Here is a 24,469-nt window from a genome sequence, read left to right as displayed (position 1 = left end):
CGACAGATGTTTCAGCCGTATCCAACCGTTCCGCCCGGCGTAAGCGAACGGCCGGCAAGCGCTAGAACTGCCAGCGCACGTTGACCGTGCCGGCGTTCTGCCGGTTGCCGCCGCCGAACTGGCCGTTATAGGCGACACCGAAGGTGGCGGAGCGGGACACCTGCATATCGATCCCCACGCTGGTCACCGCGGAATCGCGGGCGATGGGCGCGCCCGCCACCGTGAATGGCGTGCTGTCGGCGAAGGCCAGCGTGGTCTCGGGATCCAGGTCGCCGAATCCGTGGCGCCAGCCGGCCATCGCGTAGACGCGGCCCGGCTTGCCCGCGGATTCCACCTTCGCTTCGGCCCGCAGGCCCAGGGTCGTGGTCGTCACCTTGTTGCGCTGGCTGTCGCCGTCCAGGGCCGCCGTTCCGCCCGACTCGGAAAACCCGCGCGTGCGCAGGTCGCTGTAATTCACGCCCACGAAGGGTTGCAGCGCCACCTTGTCGCCCACCGGCACGCGATAGCCTACCTCGCCGAACACCTGCGCCGTGCTGGCGTGGTAATCCGCGTCCAGCGACTGGCTCAGGCTGCCGGCCTGCGCATTGCGCCGTGTGCCGATGTCGTGCCAGGTATAGGCCGCGCCCGCCATCAGCTGGACGTCGCCCGGGCCGGCCCGCAGGGACTTGCCGCCCTGGACCAGCGCGCTGTAGCTGTCGATATTGGCCGTGGCACCGCCACCCTGCCGCAGATGGCTGCCCGTGTAGCCCAGCGCGCCGCCCAGGCGCCAGCCGCCGCCGATCGCTCCATCGCCGCCCACGAACAGCCCGCCGTCCGACTCCTTCACCTTGGCGGCGTCGCCGCCGCCGCCGAAACTGCGCCAATTACCGACGAGCTGCGCCCAGACCGGGCGCGCCGCCGAACGCGGCAGCGCCGCGGCATCCGACGGGCCGAGCTGCGCGGTCGGCGCGCCGGGCGCCAGGCCCGCTCCCAAATTGGCCCGCAGGTGATCCAGCGGCACGCTGGCGACCGTGTCGCCGATCGATTGCAATACGGATGTCGTGCTGGGGTGGACTTCGCCGGACAGCGAATCGAAGGCCGCGGGCGGCGCGCCTTCGGCCAGGTTCAGGACGCTCAGATAGACCGGATTGCCGGAAGGCAGGCTTTGCACGGCGTTGGCCACGGCGCGCTGGTTGCGGGTGACGGCTGCGTCGGCGAAGCGGATGGGACGCGTGCCGCCGCCTCCGGCGTTGCCGCCATCCGGCGCGCCACCGCTCCCCGTCCCGCTGCCGCCGTCACCGCCACTGCCGCCGTTACCTCCCGTACCGCTGTTCCCGCCATTGCCGCCCCCGTCATCGGGCACGTCCTTCAGTCGCAGGCGCAGGGTCACATCATGCGCCCCATACGCCAGCGTCGGCGTCAGGAACGCGAGGTTGCTGGAGACCGAATTGAAGCTGCCGCTCACGCCCTGCCCCGCCGTCACGATGGTGTAGTCGCGCGACGGATCGAAGTTGCCATCCGGTCCCACATGCACCACGGAGCCGCCCAGCGTCGCCGTGCCGGTCACCTGAATCAGGTCGCTCGCCGAACCGCCGGGCGCGACTTGTACCTGGTAAATGGAGCCTGCGGCCATGGTCAGGTTGCCGGCCACATGCAGGGTGCCGATGGAAAGCCCGGGCGCGATGATGCCGCCCGCCGCCACCACGGTATTGCCCACCGTCCCGGCCCCGCTGAGCGTGGCGCCGCCGTTCACCGTGACGGCGCCGGGCAGCACCGCGCCGCCATGTCCCAGGTCGCCCACCACCAGTTCGCCGGACTGCACGGTCAAGGTGCCGGTATAAGTGCTCACGCCATTGAGCGCCAGCGTCCCGCTGCCCGTCTTGCTCAGCGCGCCGTTTCCGGACAAGGCGCCGAACAGAGCCAGGTTCTGCTGCACGTCCAAGGCGCCGCCGCCGGCCGCCACCGCGATGGGACGGCTGGTACTGAGCGACACCGTGTTCCGCAACGCGCCGCCGTCCAGCGTGACGGGCACCGCCACGTCACCCAATGCCTGGTCATTCGATATGGAAAGCACGCCGCCCTGGATCGTCCATGGCGTGGCGTTCGATGTCGTGCCGGTCAGCGTCCACGTGCTGGCCCCCGTCTTCTGGAAATTCCCGAAACCCTGGTATTGCGCGGAGCCACCCAGCACGCCGATCCGCGATACATCGAAGGTAGTGGTGCCGTCGGTCGTGTCGCCGCCCAGCGCCAGCGTATCGCCGCCGTTGGTCGTGCCGCTACGGCTCAACACATTGCCCAGGATCGAGGAGCCCGCCGTTATCGTCAGCCGGTTCGCCCCGCCGTTGAATTCGATGGCATTGGCGCGTCCGGACGCCCCGGTGCCGCCCGCGATCGTGCCGACATTGGTCACCGACGTCCCGCCTTCCGTCGTAATGGCGATCGAACCGTCGCCCCGCGCGCTACCGCCGTTGAACTGGTCGCCCCCGGCGCCGCCGTTGATGGTGCCGGCATTGGCCAGTGTGCCGCCGGTATTGATGAACTGGATCGCGACGCCGCCATTGCCCGGTACGGTGCTCGCGAGATTGTCCACCGTACCGCCTGTACCGCCGTTGATCGTCGCGCCCGCAGCGTTGGTGATGGACGTGCCGTTGGCGACGATGCCCGGGCCGCCGATACCGCCCCTGACCCCTTCGCCACCGAAACCGCCCTGGATCGTGCCTTCGTTCACGATGCTGCCGCGGTTGGCCAATACGCCGGCCCCGCCCGCGGCTCCGGTCGCCAACGTCCCGCCGCCCGTGCCGCCGAAGACCTGCGTAGCACGCACCGTGTGCAGCGTGCCGCCATCGACGAGGAAAATGCCCGCGCCGCCCTGGCCGCCGCTGGTACCGCTGCCCGCGCCGGCACCGCCGCCATCGCCGCCCAACACCTGCGCGTTGCTCAGGGTGATGAGGCCGCCGGACAGGAGCACAATGCCGGCCCCGCCGCCGCCACCGCCACCGGAGCGGAAGATAGGCACGGCATCACCGCCGCCGCCCCCTTGCACGAAGTTGCCGTCGCCGGCCACGGATGCATTGGGACTGGTGACGATAAGCGCCGCGCCGCCGCCACCACCACCACCCCCGCCCGCGGAAACGCCGCCCAGTTGGCCGTCACCCGGGCCGCCGCTACCGCTACCGCCCATGATGGCGCCCGTCAGGTTGATGATGGCACTGCCATCCACCGTCCCGGCCTGTCCATCCCCGCCCTGGCCGCCCAAGCCGCTGATATCGCCGGAGCCGGAACCGCCGCCACCGCCACCGCTAAGATCGCCAACGGGAGCCAAACCCGGCAGGCCGGGCAGCGTGCCGCTATTCGAGCCGCGCTGTGCGTCCACGCCCGGAAAAGCGCCGTTGCCGCCATTGCCACCGGGGGTGGTGGCACCAGGGCTGCCGGCTTCTCCACCTGCACCGCCCCCACCGCCGCCGATCCCGCCCATGCCGCCGGCACCGCCAGGATCCATGAAGATGCTGTTCGATCCATTGCCGCCCCGTCCGCCACCGCTCACGATGTCGCCGGGGGCCGCGAAGGCCAGCGGCCCGCCTAGCGTGAGCATGGCGGCGGCCACGGAAAGGCCGTACAACCTCGTGGCCGCGGGCGGGCGGGGTGCCGACAGCGCCAGGCCAGGCCGCTCCGCGGCTTGAGAAGGACCGGGTCCGGTGGAATCAGGGGTAGCGGGCAAGCGAGCCATGGATGGGAGCAGGATACGATTGGGCAACCGTGCCATCGCGCCATACCGCACCCCAAGCGGCTATCCGAACTGCCCGGGGTTGCCTCTTGCAGGGCCTCTCGATACGATGCGCCGGGAATCCGGCTACCGGGAAACAGGTGGCCGATTGTAATGGCCGCCTCATTCAAAAGGCTACATCCGGATGTGGGGTCAACCCCGTTCCAGGGCCTTCAGGAACAAGGACAGCAACTCCGACTGGGTCGAAATGTTCAGCTTGGCATACGCGTTCTTGCGATGCGTCTTGACCGTCGTAACCGAAATGCCCAGATGAAGGCCGATGGACTCCGATGAGTGCCCCTGCAGGACCATCCGGATGATTTCCGCTTCGCGCACGCTCAATACCGGCTTGCCGAAATTGTCGAAGGCGGCGTCGATGCGGCTGTCAGGTGGCGTGGCGGCGGCCCCGGAAAGTCCCGTCCAATAGCGCCGTATCACGGCGGTTATCACCGGATGAAGCTCCCGCAGGCAGTCGATGTGCGGCTCGCTGAAGCCGCCGCTGGCGCGCGGACGTAGCAAGCCGATTTCCGCGGCCGCATCGTCCGGCAATGGCGCCATCACCAGCACTTCTTCGCGGTGGGGCGGCCAGCCCAGCGTGACGTAGCCGATTTCTTCCTGTTCGGATACCGCTACCGGCACGCCGGGAGCAGCGCCCGGCACGCGCATGAGGTCGTCCGCTGGACTACCCCCCGTGGGAACGGTCGTCGGCCCCTCCGCCGTCGGACCGGCCCGTCCGCCCGCCACGGCCAGGCCGGCTGAACGCCCGCCTCCGGCGGAAACCAGATCACGTATGCGTATCACGCCGGATCGCAGCCCGCCCAGGTAAGCCTGGTAGCAGGGATTCAGCACGTAGGAATGGCGCAAATAATTGTCCAGGCCTTGCCGATACGCGGCTTCCCTGAAGTCATCATACAGCGCGACAGGCCGCCCTCGGCCTGGATACACCAGCACGGAGACCATCTCGAAGGGAACGAGAGACGCGAGCGCCGCGAACAGGACATCCAGCGATTGCCGGGTCCCGGCCGCGTCGATCAGGCGGCCCATGGTTTCCGGGGAGAGCGCGGGCTTCATGGGGGGTCGCAAATCCGGATTACGAAGTCGTGAAGTCCAACTGTAAAGCGGTAAGCTCGATTAAGACGTCGACGAGCACGAAGACGCCCGCGCCGGCGCCGCGCGCTCGCGCGAACATGCCAGCCCGGTCAGGATCAGCGCGATCCCCACGGCGTGATACAGGTGCAGGGACTCGCCCAGGAAGATCACCGACAGCAGCGCGCCGTAGACCGGCACCAGGTGTATGAACAACCCTGCCCTGGCCGCGCCTGCCCGCGCAACGCCATGCATGTACAACAGGTAGGCCAATACCGAAGGCACGACCCCGACGTACAGCAGCGCCAGGAGGGAAGCCATGTTCCAGGTCGGCCGCGCCCCGTCGATGGCTTCCCACGCACACAGCGGAAACAGGGCGCACAGCGCGATCACGATCTGGATGCCCATCACCCCGATCCGGTTCAAGTCCGCCGGCAGCGCGCGCAGCCACAGGGTATACAGCGCCCAGCACATCATGGCGATGAAGACAATCACATCGCCGCCGGAAAACTCCAGCGCGACCAGCCGCGCCCATTCCCCGTGGACGATGATGGTCAGTACCCCGACACAGGAAACCGCCAGGCCGAACGCCTGCAAGCGCCGCAACCGCTGCCGATAGAACACCGCGCCGAACAGCACGATCAGCACCGGAATGACCGAGTTCAGCAACAGCCCATTCGCCGCCGTCGTCGTGTGCAGCCCCAGATATACCAGCGTATTGAAGGCGGCCACCCCGATCAGCGACACGCGCACCAGCAGCCACCGATGCTGCCAATATCGCGCCTTGTCCCGCCACATCCATTTCCAGGAAAACGGCAACAACAGGAGGAAGGCAATCGCCCACCTGCCGAAGGACAAGGCCATCGGCGGAATATCCCCCCTGGCGGCCCGCGCCACCACGAAATTGCCCGCCCAGAACAAAGGCGGCAACGCCAGGATGGCCAGTTCAACCAGATCGAAACGCGGGGAAGCGGCGGCGGATTTACTCATGCCGCGCAGTGTATTCCGGATTGCCGGCCGCAAAGTTCGCGCGCCCAGGCAGCTGTAGCTCGTGCCTGGATGCCACTTCTCATGGACGGCGCGATCTATACACGGCCGGACAAAGTCACCACGAGCTTGCCCCGGTTATGGCCTTCCTGGAGTTGGCGCTGTGCGCGCTCCATCTGGGCGAATTCGAAGATGCGGCTTACGTGAACACGGACTTTTTCGCGGTCGATCAGGTCGGCGATCTGTGCCAGTTGGCGGCCATCGGGTCGCGCGGTGTAGCGGGCGGCGCGGGCGTTTTTCTGTTTCGCCCGATCCTGGGACGGTTCGTTCAAGGTCGAGATCAAGGCGCCGCCGTCCTTCAGCACGTTCCATGAACGCTCCTGCGTTTCGCCTCCGATCAGGTCGAATACGACATCGACATCCCTGGCTTCCTTCTCGAAATCCTGGGTCTTGTAGTCGATGACCCGATCCGCGCCCAGCGAACGCAGGAAATCGGCACTTTCGCCGGATGCCGTGGCAAGGACCTCGGCGCCCTTCGCCTTGGCGAACTGCAGCGCAAAATGGCCGACGCCGCCCGCGGCGCCGTGGATCAGCAGCCGCTGGCCGGGCTTCAAGCCGCCGTGATCGAAAATGCCCTGCCATGCCGTCAAGCCGGCCAAGGGCACCGCCGCCGCGGTGACGAAATCGAGCGATAGCGGTTTGCGCGCGATGCCCTCCAGGGGCACCGCCACATATTGCGCGTAGGCGCCCTGCCCCTGGCCGACGAACGCGTATACGGCGTCACCCGCCTCGATGCCCGGCAGTCGCTGCCGGGTTTCTTCCAGTACCCCCGCGCAATCGCGGCCCAGGACATACGGCAGGCGGTCGGCGCGCACCAGGGGGTACTTCCCCTCCCGGGTCTTGAAGTCGACGGGGTTCAAGCTGGCCGCCATGACCCGTATCAGCCCCTCGCTGGCCGCGGGCTCCGGCACGTCGATCCATTCTTCCTGCAGCACTTCGGGGCCACCGAAGCGATGGATACGATAGGCTTGCATGCGGCTCATGGCGGCCTCCTGGCAAAGGCGAAAGCGGCTCTTGCCGCAAGTGCCATGCCGCTGGAAGACCGCCTATGCCGCGCGCTGGTAATACAGGTTCTGCGGGTGCCTGGCCTCGGCGAAGAAGAACCAGCGCTCGGCCAGCAGGCCCAGGTACTGGATGACGAAGGCGGCAAGCAGCAGCCCCACGGGGGCGGACGGGGACGAGGCGAACATGACCAGGATGAAGGGAACGACGAAGGCCCCAATCAAGAACGCCGTTTTTACCGTGGCCAGCATGGCGGGACTCTTGCCGTGGAAGAATTCCCGCATATTGAATGAGCTGGACGTGAATCCCTGCGACTTCTGCACCACCTTGTCCGACCGGATACCGGTGGCGCTTTGCAGCGTGGACTTGGGATGCAGGCGCGCATTGCGCGCCAGCGACGCCATGCGCGACATGCAGCCCCCCGCGATCAGGATGCAGGCGCAGGGGCCCAGCACCAGGACCAGCGGCGGGTAGACGATAGCCGCGATCAGCGTGGCCAGCGTGAAACCGGATGCGCAGCCCAGCAGCACGAAGTTGACCAGCGTGAACGGGCTGGCCCATTCCTGCAGGAAGCGCAGGCAGGCATAGATCATGGCCGTGCACAGGAACAGCACTGCCGCCGCGCATACCGCGACGATCCCCACGATCAGGGAATAAGGCAGGGCCAGCAGATGCGCCAGGCCGTACAGGAAGGCCAGCGCCAGGAAGGCCGGCACGGCCAGGCATTCGCGCGACAGCCACGACGTACGCCACATGGCGACAGCGCGCCAGGCGCGTTCCGGATGTCCCAGGTGGAAGAAGGACGCCAGCAGGCCCAGCGCGCCCAGCACCACGGAAACACACGCGCCGGCGACGAAGAAGGCCTGCGGCGGCATCGACAGCGCACCGGCGTAAGCGGCAAGCTCCATCGCAACCAGGGCGATCAACAGGCCCTGGGCGGCGCCGCAGAGCGTGGTCAGAAACACGACCGAAAAAGGTGGCCGCATGGAAACTCCTTGTTCTTGAAACACGTCGAGTCTGGGGCGCAAGCCCCTCGTCGCTTAATCACGATCAACCCGCACACCCCCGCGGATCCTTGCCTGCTTGCCCTACCCCGGCCGGGACATCAATGCGACGAGGCCACGGCCGCCAGGTCCAGTTGTCCCCGCTCCAGTTGCGCCTCGATATTCCCCTTCGACGCGCCGTCGCCGGCCGAGCCGCAGGAACACGACGAGGAGCCGCATCCCTGCGCTTCGGTCTTGCGTCGCGGCAGATAATGGTTCGCCGGCTTGGTGTCCCATTCGGGCATCAGCTGATAGCCGCCGCGGTCACGAATGGCTTGCGACACTTCCGAATCCGGGTCATGGATATCGCCGAACAGGCGCGCGGAGGTCGGACAGGCCAGCACGCAGGCCGGCTTGCGGTCGCGTTCGGGCAGCGCCGGGTTGTCGATGCGATCCGAGCACAAGGTGCACTTCGTCATTTCCTTGCGCTGCGGATCGAGTTCGCGCGCACCGTAGGGACAGGCCCATGCGCAGTAATTGCAACCTATGCATTTGTCGTAATCGACCAGCACCAGCCCGTCCGATTCCCGCTTGTAGCTGGCGCCGGTCGGGCAGACCGGTACGCAAGGCGGATCCTCGCAGTGCAGGCAGGACTTGGGGAAATGGATCGTGTCGGTCAGCGGAAATTCGCCGGCCTCGTAGGTCTGGACGCGATTGAAGAAGTTGCCGCTGGGGTCGGCATCGTAGGCGCGTTCATCGGCCAGGCTGCCCGCCTCGCCCGATGTATTCCATTCCTTGCAGCTGGTCACGCAGGCGTGGCAACCCACGCAGACGTTCAGATCGATCACCAGTGCCATCTGGGTCATGTCGTTTCCTTACTTGTTGGGCGCGGCGCGGCGCAAGCGGGCAAGGAATTCGCCCTTGCCGGCGAAATACGTCTGCACCACGCGGGTCAAGACATTCAGCGAGCCGGGCAGCGGCTTCATCGCCGCGAACTGCGGCAGCGTGAAATCCGCATCGGCCTCGGCCGGATAGATGCGCACGCGCAGGTCGTACCACCCAGCCTGGCCGGTGATGGGGTCGGAATTGGAAACGCGGCCCGGCACGCCGTCCGTGCCGCCCGGCAGCTCGTCGGTGATCAGGTGGTTCAGCAGGAAGCCGCGGCGCGACTCATTGGCGTCCGGGCCCAGGTTCCAGGCGCCGGCCGCCTTGCCGATGGCGTTCCAGGTCCATACCGTGCCCGGTTCGACCGCTTCGCTGTAGCGCGCCATGCAGCGCACCTTGCCCCACGGCGATTCGACGTAAATCCAGCCGCCGTCCTCGATGCCTTGCGCGCCCGCGGTCCGGGGATTGACCATCAGATAGTTTTCGCCATGGATCTGCCGCAACCAGGCATTCTGCGAATCCCAGGAGTGGTACATCGCCATGGGACGCTGCGTCACGGCGGCCAGCGGGAAGGCCTGCATGTCGGTAACGCTGTTCTCGATGGGTTCGTACCAGAAAGGTACGGGATCGAAATAGCGTTCGACGCGCGCGCGCAGGTGATCGGGCGGCTGGCGCCCGCGCGTCTTGCCCTGCGCGGCCAGGCGGAATTTCTGCATCACCTCGGAGTACAGCTGCATCACGATGGGCGTGCCGAACTTGCGCATGCCCGTTTCCACCGACCACTTCAGGTAGGGGCCGTTGCAGTTGCGCATGTACTGCATGTCCTCGGGCAGGACATGGTGGTAGAAGCAGTTGTTCTCGGCGTACCGCTCCCACTGCTGGGGATTGGGCTCGCCGACCAGGGCCTTGTCGCCGTCCTTGCCGCGCCAGCCGATCAGGAAGCCGACGCCGGAATCGGGCGCTGTCTGGAAGTTGATGACGAAGTCCTTGTAGCTGCTGAACTTTCGCTCGCCGTCCGGCCGCGTGAAGGCGGGAAACTTCAGGCGTCCCGCGAGCTCGACCAGCACGTCCTGGAAGGGGCGGCAATCGCCTGTCGGCGGCACCACGGGGATACGCACGGCGTCCACGGGACCGTCGAATTCGGAGATGGGACGATCCAGCATCGACATGGCATCGTGCCGTTCCAGGTACGTCGTATCCGGCAGGATCAGGTCCGCGAACGCCGTCATCTCCGACTGGAACGCATCGCACACGACCAGGAAGGGGATCTTGTATTCCCCATCCTCGCCCTTGTCGGTCAGCATCCTGCGCGTCTCGACCGTGTTCATCGACGAATTCCACGCCATGTTGGCCATGAAAATCAACAGCGTATCGATGGGATAGGGATCGCCGCGCCAGGCATTCGTGATGACGCTGTGCATCAGGCCATGCACGGCCAGCGGGTACTCCCAGGAGAAAGCCTTGTCGATGCGCACCGGCTCGCCCTGTTCGTCGATGAACAGGTCCTCCGGCGCGGCCGGCCAACCCAGCGGGCCGTTGGGCAGCGGCGTATTCGGCTGCACGTCGCTGGCCTTGTTGGGCGGCTTGGCCGACGGCGGCACGGCGCGCGGATACGGCGCCTTGTGGCGAAAGCCGCCCGGGGTATCGATGGTGCCCAGCAGCGTCATCAGGATGGACATCGCCCGGATGCTCTGGAAACCATTGGAATGGGCCGCCAGTCCGCGCATGGCGTGGAAGGCGATGGGTGCGCCGCGTACCGATTCATGGGTCACGCCCCAGGCGTCCGTCCAGCGGATCGGCAGCTCGATCTTCTGCTCGCGCGAGACCTGGATCAACTCGCCGGCCAGGCGCCGGATGGTCTCGGCCGGGATGCCGGTGATTGCGGCCGCCCATTCCGGGGTACAGGATGCAACGCGTTCGCGCAGGCGGGTAAAGGACGGCGTGACGGGCGTGCCGTCGTCCAGCATGTATTGTCCGTCCAGCGCCGGTTCGGCACCCGCCGCGTGATTCACCACCGGGCGGTTGCTGTGCTTGTCCCACCACATGCGGTTCTGCGGGAACAAGGCATTGATTTCCGGGCTGCCGGCGTCCCGGACGAACAGGCCGGACGTTTCGCTGTCCTCGCGCAGGTCGATCAATTCGCCCGCATTGGTATAGCGGGAGACGAACTCGTGGTCGTAGGCATCCTGGGCGATCAGTTCGTGGATCAGGGCCATGAACAGCGCGCCATCGGTGCCGGGCCGGATGGGGATCCATTCGTCGGCGACGGCGGCGTAGCCGGTGCGCACGGGATTGATGGCGATGAAGCGGCCGCCGGCGCGCTTGAACTTGGATATCGCGATCTTCAGCGGGTTGGAATGATGATCCTCGGCCGTGCCTATCATCAGGAACAGCCGGGCGCGGTCCAGGTCCGGGCCGCCGAACTCCCAGAACGACCCGCCTATCGTGTAGATCATCCCGGCCGCCATGTTGGCCGAGCAGAAGCCGCCATGCGCGGCGTAATTGGGCGTGCCGAACTGCTTGGCGAACAGGCCGGTCAGCGCCTGCATCTGGTCGCGGCCGGTGAATAGCGCAAAGCGGCGCGGATCCGTGGCCCGCAGGTGGGCCAGGCGGGTCTCCAGCTGGGACAAGGCCTCTTCCCAGGAAATCGGCTCGAATTCCGCCGTGCCCCGCTCGGATCCCGGCTTGCGGCGCAAGGGCTGCGTCAGGCGGGCCGGCGAATACTGCTTCATGATCCCGGACGAGCCCTTGGCGCAAATGACACCCTGATTCAGCGGATGTTCAGGATTGCCGTCGATATAGCGGACTTCGCCGTCGCGCAAATGGACGCGGATGCCGCAGCGGCACGCGCACATATAACAGGTGGTGTTCTTGACTTCGAGATTCTCGCGCTGCGTGCGGTGCCCGTGCTCCATGCCGCGCCTCCTTATCGAACGGCCGGACCGGCGCACCCGCGCCGGCCATTTGGGGACTGATGATACGGAGGAGAACCGCGGGACAAAAGTTGCTATTTCGTATTTGAGTTATAAGCAAATCCGATAAAGTTATATTCAACGGGCTCCGGCGAGCGGTACTCCCGCGCCATGGCGCTACTTGAACACCGCCCCGCCGTCATCCGCCCCGCCGCCGTACACGCTATCGCCGTAGCCGCCCTGCACGTCGATCTTCACCGACGCGGGGTCGACCTGGGACTGGTCGCCCTTGTAGTGCATCACCATCGCGGGCACCAGCATCACCGTGGCCACCATCAGCAGCTGGATGACGATGAAGGGAATGGATCCGCGATAGATCTGCCCCGTGGTCACCGGCGCGATGGTCCGCCCCGTGACCTTGTCCCGGTAGGCATCCTTGGGCGCCACCGAGCGCAGGTAGAACAGCGCGAAACCGAAGGGCGGATGCATGAAGGACGTCTGCATGTTCACCGCCAGGATCACCCCGAACCAGATCAGGTCGATGCCCATCTTTTCGGCCACCGGCCCGAGCAGCGGCACGATGATGAAGGCCAGCTCGAAGAAGTCCAGGAAGAAGGCCAGCACGAAGGTCAGCACGCTGACCACGATCAGGAAGCCCCACTGCCCGCCCGGCAGCCCGGTCAGCAGGTGTTCGACCCACAGATCGCCGTTCACGCCGCGAAAGGTCAGGCCAAACACCGTGGAACCCACCAGGATGAAGACCACGAAGCAGGACAGCTTGGTCGTGGTGTCCATCGCCTGGCGCATGAGGTCCAGCGTCAGCCGCTTGCGCGCCAGCGCCATGGCGATGGCCCCCACCGCGCCCATCGCCCCGCCCTCGGTGGGCGTGGCCACGCCGATGAAGATGGTGCCCAGCACCAGGAAGATCAGGAACAACGGCGGGATCATGACGAAGGTCACCCGCTCGGCCAGCGCCGACAGCAGCCGCAGGCGCAGTCCCTTGTTGACGATGGCGATCACGAAGGCGGACAGGCCCCACAACAGCAGGCTGAGCACGATGCGCTCGTCGGCCGGCGCGGTGTCGTTCTCCATCCACCGGCCCAGCGCCCAGGCCACCGCCACGGAGATCGCCATCAGCACCAGCAGCGAGCGGCCCCCGCGCGTGCCATTGGTCTCGCGAAACCGCCGCGCCTCCTCGGGCAAGGCTGGCGCCGAGGCGGGCCTGACCACGCACATGATGATCACGTACAGGATGTACAGCCCGGCCAGCACGAAGCCCGGCACCATCGCCGCCCGGTACATGTCGCCGATCGAGCGGCCCAGCTGGTCGGCCAGGATGATCAGTACCAGCGAGGGCGGGATGATCTGCGACAGCGTGCCGGAGGCGGCGATCACGCCGCTGGCCAGGCGCCGGTCGTAGCCGTAGCGCAGCATGATGGGCAGCGAGATCAGCCCCATGGAGATCACCGAGGCCGAGACCACGCCGGTGGTGGCCGCCAGCATGGCGCCGACGAACACCACCGCGAAGGCCAGGCCGCCCCGGACCGTGCCGAACAGCTGCCCGATGGTCTCCAGCAGGTCCTCGGCCATGCCCGAGCGCTCCAGCACCAGTCCCATCAGCGTGAAGAACGGCACCGCCAGCAGCGTGTCGTTGGAGATGATGCCGAACACCCGCTGCGGCAGCGCCTGGAACAGCGCCGGCGTGAGCAGGCCCAGCTCGATGCCGATCAGGCCGTACAGGATGCCGTTGGCCGCCAGCGCGAAGGCCACCGGAAAACCCAGCAGCAGGAACACCACCAGGGTGGCGAACATGATGGGCGCCAGGTTGGCGATGAAGAAGTCCATCTCAACGCCCCCCGTCGCGCGGCGCCGCCGCCGCGGCCAGCGCGGCCGCTTCGCGGGCCTGGGCTTCGCGGGCGATTTCCGCGGCCAGTTCTTCCTCGGCCGAGCGCACGCCCTCGCGCCGCAGCGGATCTGGGCCGCGGCCCAGCAGAAAGCCCACGCATTTGATCAGGTGCGAGACGCCCGCTAGCACCAGCAGCGCGAAGCCCGCCGGGATCAGCAGCTTCACCGGCCAGCGCACCAGCCCGCCCGAATTCGACGACTGCTCGTGGGTCAGCCACGACTCCGTGAAGACCGGCCAGGACAGCGCCAGGATCAGCATGCAGGCCGGCAGCAGGAAGAACAGCACGCCGAAGACCTCGATCCAGATCTGCTTGCGCCGCGACAGGCGCGAGGACAGGATATCCACCCGCACGTGCTCGTTCTTCAGCAGCGTATAGCCCGAGGCCAGCAGGAACATGGCCCCGAACATATACCACTGCAATTCCAGCCACGCATTCGAGCTGGTGTGCAAGACCTTGCGCACCAACGCGTTGCCGGCGCTGACCAGCACCACCAGCAAGGTCACCCATGTCACGGCGCGGCCCACGCGCAGGTTGATCGCGTCGATCAGACGCGACAAGGCCATCCATCCCTGCATTGCTTTCCCCTTGTGCCATCCACTTTTTGCCGCGTTCATCCGCCGCGGTCAGTTCGCTTCGCCATGGCGCCGCCATGGCGTCGCCTTGCGTTCCACCCATGCCAAGGCACCGAACAGCGCCAGGCCGATGAAGGCCAGCACGAACAGCGCGGCGAACACGCGCACGGTATCGAAGGTGCCCTGCGCCGTCATGATCACGTAGCCCAGGCCGCTTTGCGAGGAGACGAATTCCCCGACGATCGCGCCGACCAGCGCCAGCGAAATGGCGACCTTCATGCCTGCCAGGATGGACGGCAGCGCGCACGGCAGGCGCACCTTGAAAAAGAAATCGCGCGGCGACCCCTTCAACACGCGTCCCAGGTCCAGGATGTCGCGCGGCACCGACCGCAGCCCGTGCACGGTATCCACGATGACGGCGAACACGGCGATCAGGAAGGCAATGGCGATCTTCGGCTCGGCACCGGTGCCCAGCCAGATGACGAAGAGCGGCGCCACGGCGACCTTGGGCACGCTGTTCAAGGCCACGATCAGGGGCTGCAGCACGCTTTCGAACCATCGCGAGCCCACCAGCATGACCGCGACCGCCACGCCGCCCAGCACGGACAGCGCGAAGCCCGCCAGCGTGGTCATCAAGGTATAGGCCGCCTGCCCGGCATACCACCCCGCATCATGCGCAAGCTCCTGGCCGATCTGCGTGGGCAGCGGCAGCATGATGGGCTTGATGTGCAACAGCCGCGCCGCCGCTTCCCACACGGCCAGGAACAGCACCAGGGAGGCGGCGCCGGCCGCGCCGTGCAGCAGCGTGCGGGATGAGGACTTCATGCGTGGCTCCGCTCGTCGATCAGGCCCATGTCCTGGAACAGGTCGCGGATATGGCGCACATAGGCGCCGAATTCCGCGGTTTCGCGCACGGCCAGCGGGCGCGGCCGCGGCAGATCGATCCTCAGGGTTTCCACGATGCGTCCGGGGCGCGGCGAGAACACCAGGACCGTGTCGCCGAGGAACACGGCCTCGGCGATGCCGTGGGTCACGAACAGCACCGTGTTGCGGGTTTCCATCCAGATGCGCTGAAGCTCGACATTCATCTGGTCGCGCGTCAGGGCGTCCAGCGCGCCGAAAGGTTCATCCATCAGCAGCAGGCGCGGGTCGTCTATCAGCGCCCGGCAGATGGCCGCGCGCTGGCGCATGCCGCCCGAAAGCTCATGGGGATAGCAATCGGCGAAATCCTGCAGACCGGTCAGCGCCAGCAGCGCGCGCGCCTTGGCGGCATAGCCGGACACCGGCTTGTGCGCGAATTCGATCGGAAGCAGCACATTGCGGCGGATGCTGCGCCAGTCCAGCAAGGCGTCGCGCTGGAACACCATGCCGATGCCGTCCGGCGGGCCCTTCACGGGCCAGCCTTCGACGCGCAGCTCGCCCGCGCTGATGGTTTCCAGCCCCGCGACACAGCGCAGAAAGGTGCTTTTCCCGCAGCCGCTGGGCCCCAGGATGCTGACGAAGCGGCCGGGCGGCAGGTCCACCGATATCGAATCCAGCGCCCGCACGCCCCGCTCGCCGGGATACTGCTTGCTGACATCGCGCGCCGACACGGCCCAATTGCTCATCGTCCCACCATGGCGTCGTAGCGTTCGGGATGCACCATCCCGGTGGCATAGAAGCCGGCCGGATCCGCCTCCGCGCCGATCAGTCCCACCGAGGACAGCGTCTTCACCGCCTGCACCCAATCGTCCGGCACCGGCACGCCCAGGCGGCCGCCCGACGGCGGCGTACCGAAATAGGCCTTCAGGGCATCGATCTGGCCGCGCAGCACCTTGGGATCCAGGCGCGCCTGCGGACGCTGCGCCAGGATGGCAGCGACGGCCTCGTCCTCGTGCCCGGCATGGATGTATTCCCATGCCCGTGCCGTCACGCTGGCGAAACGCGCGATCGCGTCGCCGCGGGTCTTCAGCTTGGCCTCGCTGGCGAACAGGCCGAAGCTGGGCATGTTCAGGCCGAAGTCCGCGAAGCGCACGGCGGTGGACGGACGCTTCTGGGACACCACGGGCAGGAAGAACGGGATGGTCGAAAACGCCGCGTCGGCCCGGCCGACGGCGTAGGTGGACGCCTTGCTCGCGGCGTCGACATTGACGAGCTCGACGTCCCCGCGCTTGAGCTTGCCCGCCGCCAGGAAAGCGTCGATGAACGGCGCTTCCAGCGAACCGGCCGTATACGCGACCTTGCGTCCCTTCAGCCCGCTCGGCCCCGTGATGCCCGAGTCGGCCGGCACCAGCAGGCCGATATCGCTTTGCCGCGCGAATACGGCCACCGCCTTGACCGGCAGGCCCTTGTCGCGGGCGATCATCATGGACGCAAGCGCCGCGTGCCCCACGTCGAAGGCGTCGCTCGAACCGACGATCTGCACCGTCGTCACCGACCCGTTGCCGTCCTCCAGCGTCACGTCCAGGCCGGCCTGCTTGTACCAGCCCTTCTGCTGCGCCAGATGGAAAGGCGCCTGCACGCCCCACGGCGTCCAGTCCAGGCGCACCTTCAGTGGCGTCGCGGGCTGCGCCGCGGCGACGGCGGCCGCGGCCCACATGGCCAGGGTGGCCGCGCCGGCCAGCCACCGGCGCCATCCATATGCCTTGCTCGTCCGCATGAGGTTCCCCTTGCTTGGATGGCCCGCGCGACCTGGACGGCGCGCGGGCCGGGATGGTTGTCGATCGGCGGATACGGCGGCGGCCTCAGCCGCCGCGTCCCAGCCAGCGCTTGATGCGCGTCCAGAGCACCTGGAAGAACATGCCCGATGCATTGAACGAAGCCTGCGCCGGCTGCACGGCCGCCGTGCCGGACATGCGCGCGGCGACGTTGCGGCCGAAGTCCGCGATCATGCGCCGCACGAAATCCTGCACCAGTCCGGAACGCGAGAACTGCGCCAGCGGGCCCTGTAGCGAGTAGGCCATTTCGACATGAACACGCGCCGCCCCGGCCCCGGCGTCCTCGACGCGATAGACGATGTCGCCATTGGCCCGTGAGCGGCTGAGCGTATCCTGCCCCGCCCCGCGGAAGACCGCGCGCATCGCCGCGTCGTCCCGGTCCAGCCGCGCGGCCCCATTGAAGGCCGCGCGCATCGGGCCGAATTTGACCGATATCGTGCCCTTGACGCGATCGCCCTGCTGTTCCTGGATGGAGGCGCCCGGCAGGCACGCGGCCACGGCCGGCAGATCGGCCATGAAGGCCCACACGCGATCCGCGGGAAACGGCACGTCGAACATGCCGTCGATCTGGCTGGTCTTGCCGGCGCCGGCTGCCGCCGGCGTGCCGCTTGCGACGCCCGCCGGCATCGACACGGCGTCCGCGCCCTGCCCGGTCGAGGCCGCCGATGCCACCGGCGCGCCGGCCGCGCCGGATGCCGTCGCCGTGAAGGCCTCAAACGCGGCCGGCGTTGGCGACGCGGGCGCGCCGCCTTCGCCGCGTCGCGCCGCCGCGCGCAAGCCGTCCACCTGGGCATCGCAAGCCTCGCGCAGCTCGGCAAGCACCGACATCACCGCCGCCACGATGCCCATATAGCCGGTGCAGCGGCACAGATTGCCGGAGAGCTCCACGCGTACCCGCGCCTCGTCGGCATCCGGCAGGCGCAGGACGATATCGCGCGCCGTCGCCAGCATGCCCGGCGTGCAATAGCCGCACTGCAAGGCGTGATGGCGCGTGAATGCCTCGCGCAGGCGGCGCATGACCGGATCGCCGTCATAGCCCTCTATCGTGGTTACCTGGCGCCCTTCGCAGGCGACCGCGTACGAGATGCAGGAACGCACCGGCGCGCCGTCCAGCAGCACCGTGCAGGCCCCGCAGACCCCGTGTTCGCAGCCCAGGTGCGTGCCGGTCAGGCGCAGGCGGTCGCGCAGGAAATCGCCCAGGTGCATGCGGGCCGGCGCGTCCTCGGCCACGCGGCGGCCGTTCACTTCCATCGTCACTTGCGTCATGGTTGCGGTCCTTGGCCCGTGGCCCGCGCCAGGCAGCGGGCAAGCGCGGCCGCGTGCAGCTGGCGATGGGGTTCATCCTTGTCCGGCATGGCGTCCGCCACTTCGCGCGCGATCGCCGTGGGATCCAATGCCGCCGCACCGTCGCGCGCAACGCGCGCGGCCAGGCCCGGAAGCAGGCGCGGCGGCCCATCCAGGGCCCCCAGCGCGATGCGCGCCTGCCCGCTGGCCGGGTCGAACCAGGCGGCGCAGCTGGCCTCGGCGAACTCGCCGGTCTTGCGGCAGAACTTGTAGTAGCCCCACCGGGCGCGCGCGCCGCCCGCCGGCACGTGCACGGCCTGTATCAGTTCGTCTTCCTGTATGGCGGTGGCGTAGGCGCCCTGCATCAAGGCATCCGCCTCGACGTGGCGCAGGCCTTGCGGCCCGGCCACCTCGATGCGCGCGCCCAGCGCCGCCATCGCCACCACCCAGTCGGCCGCCGGATCGGCGTGTGCCAGGCTGCCGCCCAGGGTGCCGCGGTTGCGCACCGCGCGGTAGGCAATGCCGGCGGCCACCTCGCGCATGGGGGAATCACGCAAGGCCGCATGCACGCCGTCCTCGATCTCCGCATGCGTCACGGCCGCGCCGATGCGCACCGTATCGCCGTCCCGAGTCACGCCGCGCAAGGCTTGCAGGCCCGAGATATCGATCACCATCGCCGGCCGGGCCAGCCGCAAGTTGAGCATGGGCCCGAGCGACTGGCCGCCCGCCATCAGCTTGGCCTGGCCGGCATGCTGGCGCAGGGCGCCCAGCGCCTGCTCCACCGACTCCGGCCGGATATAGTCGAATTTCGCCGCTTTCATGGATGCCTCACGCCGCCCTGGCCTGTCCGCTCTCTTCGCACCGCCGGCCTTGCGCGATCGCCTGCAGCACGCGGTAAGGGGTAAGCGGGGTTTGCGCCAGTTCGGCCGCGCCGAGCGCGCGCAGCGCATCGTTCACCGCGTTGAACAGCACCGCCGGCGGCGCGATCGCGCCGCCCTCGCCCATGCCCTTGGCGCCGAACTCCGTATGCGGCGACGGTGTCTCGAAATGATGGATACGCATGTGGGGGACTTCGGTGGCGCCGGGCAACATGTAGTCGGCCAGCGTCGAGGCCAGCGGCTGGCCGTTGGCGTCGTACGGCGTCTCTTCATAGAACGCCGTGCCGATGCCCTGCGCGATGCCGCCGATGGTCTGGCCCTCCACGACCATGGGATTGATCATCGTGCCGCAATCTTCCACGACGACGTAGTCCAGGATCTCCACCCCGCCGGTGGCCGGATCCACGGCCACCGTGGCCGCCTGGCTGGCATAAGTGAAGCAGCCCGTGTCGACCTTGGGCTTATAGCCCACCGTCACTTCCAGGCCCAGGGGATCGACATCCGGCGGCAACAGATGGGGCCGCAGGTACCAGGCATCGGCGACCTCGCCCATGGACACCGAGCGGGTGTCCTGCGCGGTGTTCGCGGCGAAGCGGCCGTCGCCCACGGAAAGCTGTTCGACGGGCGTGCGCAGCAGATGCGCCGCGATGTGCAGCACGCGTGGCAACAGGCGCTTGCAAGCCTGCGAGACCGCGCCACCCGACATGACCAGCGAACGCGACGCGTAGGTGCCGGTGGAATACGGCGTCTGGCCCGTATCGCCGTGCAGTACCTTGATGCGCGCCACGGGGATGCCCAGTATCTCGTTGGCGATCTGGGCGAAGGTCGTCTCCATGCCTTGCCCGTGCGAATGCACGCCGACCCGGACTTCCAGGCCGCCGTCCGGCGTGATGCGCGCCGTGGCCTGGTCGAAGCCGGGGATCACCGGCGTGCCCCAAGTGGCGAAGACGGACGTGCCATGTGCCGCCTGTTCGGTGTAGGTTGCCACGCCCAACCCGATCAGCCGTCCATCGGTCTCGCCGCGTTGCTGGCGCGCGCGCACGCCCGGGGCGTCTATCATCTCCAGCGCCTTGCGCAGGCTGGCCGGATAGTCGCCGCTGTCCAGGTGCTTGTTGGTCACGTTCACGTAGGGCATCTGCTCCGGCTGGACCAGGTTCTCCAGGCGGACGTCCCAGGGTTCGCGGCCCACTTCGCGGGCGATCGCGTCCATCATGAGCTCGATGGCGAAGCACACGCCCGTACGCGCCACGCCGCGATACGGCACGAAGCCCGGCTTATTGGTGGCCACCGCGCGGGTCACGCAACGATAGCCGCGAAAGGCATAGGGCCCTGGCAGGTTGCCCACCGCCTGGCCGGGCTCCAGGCCGATCGTGAAAGGCCAGACCGAATACGCGCCACCGTCGACCGTCACGCGTGCGTCCAGCGCGAGCAGCTTGCCGCGCCGGTCGGCGTAGGCCGTCATTTCGTAATGGTGTTCGCGGGAATTCGCCCCGGCGGTCAAGTGCTCGCGGCGGTCCTCGATGAAGCGGAAGGGGCGCTTGTACGTCTTGGCCAGCCAGGCGATGCACAGCTCTTCCTGCTGCAGCACGCACTTGTAGCCGAACGCACCGCCCACGTCCGGAGAAATCACCCGCACGCGCCCCTGGTCCAGCCCCAGGCATTCCGCCAGGATGGTGCGGATCATGTGGGGCACCTGGGTGGCGCTGTACACCACCAGCTGGTCGGCCTGATGATCCCAGTACGCCAGGACGGCCTTGCCCTCCATCGGCACCATGCACTGGCGCGCCAGCCGCATATTGCGCTTGACGACGACTTCCGCCTGCGCGGCATGGGCGTCGAAGTCCTTGTCGGCCGTCAACGTCACGAAGACATTGTCCTTCCACTGTGCGTGCACGAGATCGGCGCTGGCGGCCTGCGCGGAAAACACATCGGCATATACGGGCAGGTCTTCGTAGTCGACGTCGAGCAGCTCGATACTGTCCTCGGCCTCTGCCCGAGTGGGCGCGAAGGCCATGGCCACCGGCTCCCCGACGAAGCGCACCTTGCCGGCCGCCAGCGGCGGCTGGGCCGATGACTGGTAGGTGGGTAGCGTCGAATCGGCGACGATGTCCCTGCAGTCGGCCATGTCGGCACGCAGCGCGACACAGCCGGCCACGCTGGCGTCCACGCGCACCGCGCCGATGCGCGCATGCGCCAGCGGACTGCGCAGGAACGCCACCTCGGACAATCCCGGCATCGCCATGTCGGCGACGAAATTGCCCTTGCCGTGCAGATGGCGCGCGTCTTCCTTGCGCGGGACCCGCGCCCCCACGCCTTCGGCCTTGCGCGCGCCGGCGGGCCCGCCGTGTTCCATCGTCATCCTTGCCCCCTGTCCCGCTTACTTGGACTGCGCCCGCGTCACCTCGGCGAACGTATAGTTGTCCAAGGCGCTTTCCGCGACCCGGAACCAGCCGGCCTCATCCTGCTGGAACTTCTTCCATCCCGGATAAAGCGCCTTGAAATCCGGATTATTGGCCGACAGCTCGTCCCACAGCTCCTGCGAGGCCTTGTACACCGCGTCCATCACTTCCTTGGGGAAGTAGCGCACCTTGGCGCCGCCGGCGATCAGCTGGCGCAGCGCCTGCGGATTGCGCGCATCGTAGTTGGCCAGCATGCGCATCGTCTGTTCGCCGGCCGCGCATTCGTAGGCGGCCTTGTACGCGGCAGGAAGTGCTTCCCACGCCTTGTCGTGCACCATGGTGGTGATCGACGCGCTGCCCTCGAACCACCCCGGCGAATAATAGAAGGGCGCGACCTTGTTGAAGCCCAGCTTGGCGTCATCGTACGGGCCTATCCACTCCGCCGCGTCTATCGTGCCCTTTTCCAGCGCCGGATAGATATCGCCGGGCGGGATCTGCTGCGGAATCGCGCCGAGCTTGGACAGCACCATGCCGCCGATGCCGCCGATGCGCATGTTCAGGCCCTTCAAGTCCGCCACCGACTTGATTTCCTTGCGGTACCAGCCGCCCATCTGCACGCCCACGTTGCCGCAGACGTGGTTCACGATGTTGTACTTCTTGTAGAGCGCGCGCAGCTGCTCCATGCCTCCCCCGTAGTGGATCCAGGCATTGTGCTGGCGCGCGTTCAGCCCGAAGGACAGGCCGGTGTCGAATGTCAAGGCGGTGTTCTTGCCGATATACGCGGTGCTGAGGACATGGTTGCATTCCACCGTGCCGTTGCTCACGGCGTCCATGTTCTGCGCGGAGGGAACGATTTCGCCACCGGGAAAAGCACGTATTTCGAACTTTCCGTCCGTCAATTGACCAACGCGCTTGCAGAACTCGTCCGCCGAACCGTAGATGGTGTCCAGGCTCTTGGGCCAGCTGGTGGACATGCGCCAGCGCACGGAGGGGTTCGATTGCGCGACCGCGGGCGCGGCGACGGCGGCCAGGCCCGCGCCCGCGGCACCCGCGGCCTGTGTAAGGAAACGGCGTCGTTGCATAACTCTGCTCCTAGATTCTGGGGTGCGGCGCGAGCACGGATTAATGTACGAAAAAAACCGTAAGTACACTGACTTGTTAGTCAGCATACTGAGAGAGTTTTGGGGTGTCAACGATGATTACCCGAGTATCCGGCGGCACAGCGCCTCGGCCAAAAACCATGCGCCACGATGGCGCGGCCAGGCGCCCTGCCGGCACATCCGCGCACCATGTTGGGCCGCTAAATACAGGGTTTTCCCTTCATCGTCCGGCTCATCGATGCGGGCGATTCCTCCACTCCATGCGCCGCCGCGGCCAACCCGGGAAATCCCTAGGACGTCGCGTCTTTTTATGCGCAGTACACTGACCACAATTACTCAGCATACTGACGAGACTGACATGAACTGGACCCGAATCGCCGCGACCGATGCATTGGAAGACGACGAGGTCATGGCCGTGGAAGCCGGCGGCAAACAGCTGGCGCTGTATCGCAGTGCGGGCGAATTCTTCGTATCGGACAACGTGTGCACGCACGCGTATGCGCTGCTGTCGGAGGGCTACCTGGAAGACGGCTGCATCGAATGCCCCCTGCATCAGGCCCGCTTCGATATCCGCACGGGCAAGGTCCTGTGCGCGCCGGCCATCAGCGACATCCGCGTGTATCCGGTCAAGGTCGAAGGCAGTGACATACTGGCCGACGTTTCCAGGTGATCCCATGGCCGCCCCCGCATCCATCGTGATCGTCGGCGCCGGCCAGGGCGGGGCCATGGCGGCGAATGCCCTGCGCGCGCTGGGCTATACCGGACCGTTGACGCTGATCGGCCGCGAACCGCACGCGCCCTACGAACGCCCCCCGCTGTCCAAGGCGGTGTTGCGCGACGCGGACGCCGAACACGCCGCGGCCATTCATCCCCATACCTTCTATGCCGAGCAGGATATACGGCTGATGCGCGGCATCGAGGCGCTGGCCCTGGATCGCGCGCGGCGCGAGATCCGCCTGGCGGACGGTACGGTGCTGGCCTACGACCGCTGCCTATTGGCCACGGGCGGCCAGGCACGAGAGCTTCCCGCCCTGCCGCGCGGCACGCCCAAGGTGCACTATGTGCGAACGCTGGACGATGCGCGTGGATTGCGGGCATGCCTGCGCGCCGGCGCCCGCGTTGTCGTGGTGGGCGGCGGCTTCCTCGGCCTGGAGGTCGCCTCCACGGCGCTGGCGAGCGGCGCCGAGGTCGCCGTCATCGAGAGCGCGCAACGCCTGCTGCCCAATGCCCTGCCCGCGCCGTTTTCGCGCTGGCTGGCGGCGCGCGCGGCGGCCTCGGGCGCCCGCCTGCGCCTGGGCGCCCGCATCGCCTCCGTGGCGTGCGAGGCCGACGGACGCACACCCGCCGGGCTGGTACTGGATAGTGGGGAAACCCTGCCCGCGGACGCCATCGTGGTGGCGATCGGCCTGCAACCGGAGGTCACGCTGGCGCGCGCGGCTGGCCTGGAGATCGATCCGCATAACGGCGGCATACGGGTGGACGCCTGCTGCCGCAGTTCGGACCCGGACATCCTGGCGATCGGCGACTGCGCCAGCCAGCACCGCGACTTCCTGGGGCGCCATGCGCGGCTCGAATCGTGGCAGAACGCCAACGAGCAGGCACGGGTGGCGGCTGCCGCGATGCTGGATGCCGAGCCTCCGGCCCCGCCCTATCCGTGGTTCTGGACCGACCAGTTCGGCTGCAATATCCAGATGCTCGGCATGCCGGACGGCGACCTCGTCTATACCTGCCGCGGCGACGCCGAACCGGGCGCGCAGGCGCCCAGGCTGATCTGGCTGGGCCATCGCGACGGCCTGCCCGTGCATGGTGTCGCGGTGAACGCGGCGGCGGACCTGCGCCAGATGCGCGTGTTGTTCGAGCGCGGTACCCGCATCGACCCCGCGGGGTTCGCCGATGCGAGCGCCGCCCTGAAACCCTGGATCAAGGCCTGCCAGCAGGCCGCCGCGCCGGCTTGACCCTCGGCGCCCACGCATACC

General features: G+C 67.6%; 18 protein-coding genes. 2 read left to right on the top strand and 16 right to left on the bottom strand.

What is annotated here, in order from left to right:
- Window positions 1-61 precede the first annotated feature (61 nt).
- The 16 genes from AKI39_RS11645 to AKI39_RS11570 form a co-directional block, all read right to left on the bottom strand.
- Window positions 62-3,571, bottom strand: coding sequence for an autotransporter outer membrane beta-barrel domain-containing protein (locus AKI39_RS11645; RefSeq protein ID WP_145925250.1), 3,510 nt, complete (start codon window positions 3,569-3,571; stop codon window positions 62-64).
- A gap of 324 nt (window positions 3,572-3,895) precedes the next feature.
- Window positions 3,896-4,813 carry a helix-turn-helix transcriptional regulator gene (locus tag AKI39_RS11640; protein ID WP_066635946.1) on the bottom strand — a complete coding sequence of 306 codons (918 nt, stop codon included), beginning with the start codon at window positions 4,811-4,813 and terminating at the stop codon, window positions 3,896-3,898.
- A gap of 60 nt (window positions 4,814-4,873) precedes the next feature.
- The gene (locus AKI39_RS11635) at window positions 4,874-5,818 is read right to left on the bottom strand and encodes a DMT family transporter (RefSeq protein ID WP_066635939.1); all 945 of its coding nucleotides are present in this window, start codon (window positions 5,816-5,818) and stop codon (window positions 4,874-4,876) included.
- Between the two features lie 95 nt (window positions 5,819-5,913).
- A complete protein-coding gene (locus AKI39_RS11630; protein WP_066635936.1) occupies window positions 5,914-6,858 on the bottom strand; it encodes an NADP-dependent oxidoreductase in 945 nt (314 codons plus the stop codon).
- A 63-nt stretch (window positions 6,859-6,921) separates the two neighbouring features.
- Window positions 6,922-7,863: a dimethyl sulfoxide reductase anchor subunit family protein gene (locus tag AKI39_RS11625; protein WP_066635934.1), complete on the bottom strand. Its 942-nt coding sequence runs from the start codon at window positions 7,861-7,863 to the stop codon at window positions 6,922-6,924.
- A gap of 119 nt (window positions 7,864-7,982) precedes the next feature.
- Window positions 7,983-8,726 (bottom strand): 4Fe-4S dicluster domain-containing protein, encoded by a 744-nt coding sequence (locus AKI39_RS11620; protein WP_066635931.1) that lies wholly within the window; start codon window positions 8,724-8,726, stop codon window positions 7,983-7,985.
- A gap of 9 nt (window positions 8,727-8,735) precedes the next feature.
- Window positions 8,736-11,660, bottom strand: a complete 2,925-nt coding sequence (locus AKI39_RS11615) for a molybdopterin oxidoreductase family protein (protein WP_066635928.1) — start codon at window positions 11,658-11,660, stop codon at window positions 8,736-8,738.
- Between the two features lie 174 nt (window positions 11,661-11,834).
- Window positions 11,835-13,502, bottom strand: a complete 1,668-nt coding sequence (locus tag AKI39_RS11610) for a TRAP transporter large permease (RefSeq protein WP_066635927.1) — start codon at window positions 13,500-13,502, stop codon at window positions 11,835-11,837.
- A 1-nt stretch (window position 13,503) separates the two neighbouring features.
- Window positions 13,504-14,139, bottom strand: coding sequence for a TRAP transporter small permease subunit (locus AKI39_RS11605; RefSeq protein WP_066635925.1), 636 nt, complete (start codon window positions 14,137-14,139; stop codon window positions 13,504-13,506).
- Window positions 14,140-14,187: 48 nt separating this feature from the next.
- Window positions 14,188-14,961, bottom strand: coding sequence for an ABC transporter permease (locus AKI39_RS11600; RefSeq protein WP_066635923.1), 774 nt, complete (start codon window positions 14,959-14,961; stop codon window positions 14,188-14,190).
- Window positions 14,958-15,743 (bottom strand): ABC transporter ATP-binding protein, encoded by a 786-nt coding sequence (locus AKI39_RS11595; RefSeq protein WP_066635921.1) that lies wholly within the window; start codon window positions 15,741-15,743, stop codon window positions 14,958-14,960. Before AKI39_RS11595 ends, AKI39_RS11600 begins: the two co-directional genes overlap by 4 nt.
- Window positions 15,740-16,774 (bottom strand): ABC transporter substrate-binding protein, encoded by a 1,035-nt coding sequence (locus tag AKI39_RS11590; protein ID WP_066635914.1) that lies wholly within the window; start codon window positions 16,772-16,774, stop codon window positions 15,740-15,742. The genes AKI39_RS11595 and AKI39_RS11590 overlap by 4 nt, the downstream gene beginning before the upstream one ends.
- A gap of 85 nt (window positions 16,775-16,859) precedes the next feature.
- Entirely contained in the window at window positions 16,860-18,098 is a 1,239-nt protein-coding gene (locus AKI39_RS11585) for a xanthine dehydrogenase family Fe-S subunit (protein ID WP_066635911.1), read from the bottom strand.
- Window positions 18,095-18,937: an FAD binding domain-containing protein gene (locus tag AKI39_RS11580; RefSeq protein ID WP_066635908.1), complete on the bottom strand. Its 843-nt coding sequence runs from the start codon at window positions 18,935-18,937 to the stop codon at window positions 18,095-18,097. Before AKI39_RS11580 ends, AKI39_RS11585 begins: the two co-directional genes overlap by 4 nt.
- 7 nt (window positions 18,938-18,944) lie before the next feature.
- On the bottom strand, window positions 18,945-21,353 hold the full coding sequence (locus tag AKI39_RS11575; protein WP_066635905.1) for a xanthine dehydrogenase family protein molybdopterin-binding subunit: 2,409 nt from the start codon (window positions 21,351-21,353) through the stop codon (window positions 18,945-18,947).
- Between the two features lie 18 nt (window positions 21,354-21,371).
- The gene (locus AKI39_RS11570) at window positions 21,372-22,475 is read right to left on the bottom strand and encodes a TRAP transporter substrate-binding protein (protein WP_066635899.1); all 1,104 of its coding nucleotides are present in this window, start codon (window positions 22,473-22,475) and stop codon (window positions 21,372-21,374) included.
- 376 nt (window positions 22,476-22,851) lie between these two features.
- On the opposite strand from AKI39_RS11570, the gene AKI39_RS11565 reads away from it, so the two are divergent.
- Window positions 22,852-23,163, top strand: coding sequence for a non-heme iron oxygenase ferredoxin subunit (locus tag AKI39_RS11565; RefSeq protein WP_066635896.1), 312 nt, complete (start codon window positions 22,852-22,854; stop codon window positions 23,161-23,163).
- Between the two features lie 4 nt (window positions 23,164-23,167).
- Entirely contained in the window at window positions 23,168-24,448 is a 1,281-nt protein-coding gene (locus AKI39_RS11560; RefSeq protein ID WP_066635893.1) for an NAD(P)/FAD-dependent oxidoreductase, read from the top strand.
- Window positions 24,449-24,469: the final 21 nt, after the last annotated feature.

This window comes from Bordetella sp. H567 (genome assembly GCF_001704295.1).
In the GTDB taxonomy this organism is placed as follows: Bacteria; Pseudomonadota; Gammaproteobacteria; order Burkholderiales; family Burkholderiaceae_B; genus Bordetella_C.
This window is presented reverse-complemented; position numbering and strand designations above follow the sequence as displayed.

Coding starts and splice junctions, on each gene's coding strand:
- AKI39_RS11625 (WP_066635934.1), bottom strand. CDS start 7,863: ATGCGGCCACCTTTTTCGGTCGTGTTTCTGACCACGCTCTGCGGCGCC.
- AKI39_RS11560 (WP_066635893.1), top strand. CDS start 23,168: ATGGCCGCCCCCGCATCCATCGTGATCGTCGGCGCCGGCCAGGGCGGG.
- AKI39_RS11590 (WP_066635914.1), bottom strand. CDS start 16,774: ATGCGGACGAGCAAGGCATATGGATGGCGCCGGTGGCTGGCCGGCGCG.
- AKI39_RS11585 (WP_066635911.1), bottom strand. CDS start 18,098: ATGACGCAAGTGACGATGGAAGTGAACGGCCGCCGCGTGGCCGAGGAC.
- AKI39_RS11630 (WP_066635936.1), bottom strand. CDS start 6,858: ATGAGCCGCATGCAAGCCTATCGTATCCATCGCTTCGGTGGCCCCGAA.
- AKI39_RS11645 (WP_145925250.1), bottom strand. CDS start 3,571: ATGCTCACGCTAGGCGGGCCGCTGGCCTTCGCGGCCCCCGGCGACATC.
- AKI39_RS11595 (WP_066635921.1), bottom strand. CDS start 15,743: ATGAGCAATTGGGCCGTGTCGGCGCGCGATGTCAGCAAGCAGTATCCC.
- AKI39_RS11620 (WP_066635931.1), bottom strand. CDS start 8,726: ATGACCCAGATGGCACTGGTGATCGATCTGAACGTCTGCGTGGGTTGC.
- AKI39_RS11635 (WP_066635939.1), bottom strand. CDS start 5,818: ATGAGTAAATCCGCCGCCGCTTCCCCGCGTTTCGATCTGGTTGAACTG.
- AKI39_RS11610 (WP_066635927.1), bottom strand. CDS start 13,502: ATGGACTTCTTCATCGCCAACCTGGCGCCCATCATGTTCGCCACCCTG.
- AKI39_RS11600 (WP_066635923.1), bottom strand. CDS start 14,961: ATGAAGTCCTCATCCCGCACGCTGCTGCACGGCGCGGCCGGCGCCGCC.
- AKI39_RS11575 (WP_066635905.1), bottom strand. CDS start 21,353: ATGACGATGGAACACGGCGGGCCCGCCGGCGCGCGCAAGGCCGAAGGC.
- AKI39_RS11640 (WP_066635946.1), bottom strand. CDS start 4,813: ATGAAGCCCGCGCTCTCCCCGGAAACCATGGGCCGCCTGATCGACGCG.
- AKI39_RS11605 (WP_066635925.1), bottom strand. CDS start 14,139: ATGCAGGGATGGATGGCCTTGTCGCGTCTGATCGACGCGATCAACCTG.
- AKI39_RS11565 (WP_066635896.1), top strand. CDS start 22,852: ATGAACTGGACCCGAATCGCCGCGACCGATGCATTGGAAGACGACGAG.
- AKI39_RS11570 (WP_066635899.1), bottom strand. CDS start 22,475: ATGCAACGACGCCGTTTCCTTACACAGGCCGCGGGTGCCGCGGGCGCG.
- AKI39_RS11580 (WP_066635908.1), bottom strand. CDS start 18,937: ATGAAAGCGGCGAAATTCGACTATATCCGGCCGGAGTCGGTGGAGCAG.
- AKI39_RS11615 (WP_066635928.1), bottom strand. CDS start 11,660: ATGGAGCACGGGCACCGCACGCAGCGCGAGAATCTCGAAGTCAAGAAC.